Annotated in this window: 1 protein-coding gene and 1 pseudogene; both read left to right on the top strand. The window is 66.5% G+C overall.

Annotated elements, in window-relative coordinates; genetic code table 11:
* Positions 1-35 precede the first annotated feature (35 nt).
* The gene (locus EN984_RS33705; protein WP_164765881.1) at positions 36-917 is read left to right on the top strand and encodes a D-alanyl-D-alanine carboxypeptidase family protein; all 882 of its coding nucleotides are present in this window, start codon (positions 36-38) and stop codon (positions 915-917) included.
* Between the two features lie 384 nt (positions 918-1,301).
* A pseudogene (locus tag EN984_RS33700) lies at positions 1,302-1,657 on the top strand (hypothetical protein); the annotation flags it as partial.

The following is a 1,657-nucleotide window of genomic DNA, read 5'->3' as shown; positions in this document are numbered from 1 at the left end:
TCTCAGCAACAGCCGACCCCAGAACAGACTTGCCCTTGTACAACCCCCTTCCGCTCATCCAGAGCTTTTTTGCGGCACTCGCCCTGCTGGTGCTGCTTGCCGGCTGCGCCACGACGCCGCCCGACAGCGTGCTGGCCGTGCCGGCGCCGGCGCAGAAATATGCGGCCATCGTCGTCGACGCCAGGACCGGCAAGCAGCTGTTCGAGGTCAGCTCGACGGCGCAGCGCTACCCGGCCTCGCTGACCAAGATGATGACGCTCTATCTGCTGTTCGAGGCGCTGGACTCCGGCCGCGTCAGCAAGCAGACGCAGATCCCGGTTTCGGACCATGCCGCCTCGCAGCCGCCGACCAAGCTGCGCTTCCGGCGCGGCGAGAGCATCGACGTCGATTCCGCGATCCGCGCCATCGTCGTCAAATCCGCCAACGACGTGGCCGTGGCGGTCGGCGAATATCTCGGCGGCAGTGAAGCTCAGTTCGCCGCCATGATGACATCCAGGGCGCGCCAGCTCGGCATGACCAGCACCATTTTCCGCAACGCGTCCGGTCTGCCCGACGGTGGCCAGATGACGACGGCGCGCGACATGGCGGTGCGCGGCATGGCGCTGCATCGGCGCTTTCCCCAGCAGTTCCACTATTTCTCCGAAAGCGATTTCATGTTCCGCGGCCGGCTGGTGCGCGGCCACAACGACATGCTCGGCCGCGTGCGCGGCGTCGACGGCATCAAGACCGGCTACATCAGGGCGTCGGGCTTCAACATCGTCACCTCCTACAACGCCGACGGCCGCAATCTGATCGTCGTGGTGATGGGCGCCGACTCAGCCCGCCAGCGCAACGACCACGTCGAAGCGCTGATCCAACGGAGCCTGTCGCCGACGACGGACGGCGCCAAGACCAGGCTGATGTTCGCCGAGCAATAGTGGCCGCGGCGCGGTTCGCGTCTGGGTGCTCGGCTGCCGCCCACCACTTCGTCATCCACGGGCGAAGCAAGGAGCATAGCGACGCGGCGCAGACCCGAGGATCCATGCCGGGACTCCAAACGCGTCACCAGGGTGCAGAACCTTGCGCACGCTGGCAGGACAGAGGGGGGTGATTGGCGCCAACATCGGGCAAGTTCTGCACCGCAAGCGACACTCGCAGGTCGCGGCATGGATCCTCGCGTCTGCGCGTCCGCTTCGCTCCCGCTCCGCCCGTGGATGACGAAGTCGGGAAGCGATCAAAAACACTTGTAGTCCCACGAAATCCGTCGCGATGCTGGCGATGTTGCGGCATACGTCGCCCAGCACCATCAGGAGCCCGCACCCATGAGCACCGTCCCCAAAACGCCCGAGCAACCGGAAGACAACCAGCACGACAGCGGCGGCGAATATTTCGAGGCGCCGACCCTCAGTGAGCTGGAGGCCGATCCGGTATCGGACGAGCACTTCGAGACGCCCGAAGTGCCGGACTCCGAACCTGCGGGTCCCGGCGCCCACCGTGGCAAGCCGAAGAAAAAACCGTCGGCGATCTCGGGCCGCAAATTCCGCAAGCGCGACCTGGTGCGCATCGACACGCTGCGCCCGAGCCTCGCCGACCGCATCCGGTCGGACCATCCCGACCTGCCGGCCGGCGCCCGCATCAGCCGCGCCGAGCTCGGCCGCTACCGCATGCGCTACATGGA

This window comes from Mesorhizobium sp. M7A.F.Ca.CA.004.12.1.1 (assembly GCF_003997835.1).
Taxonomy (GTDB): domain Bacteria; phylum Pseudomonadota; class Alphaproteobacteria; order Rhizobiales; family Rhizobiaceae; genus Mesorhizobium.
Note: the sequence above shows the minus strand (reverse complement) of the source record. Positions and strands in the feature narration are given on the sequence as shown.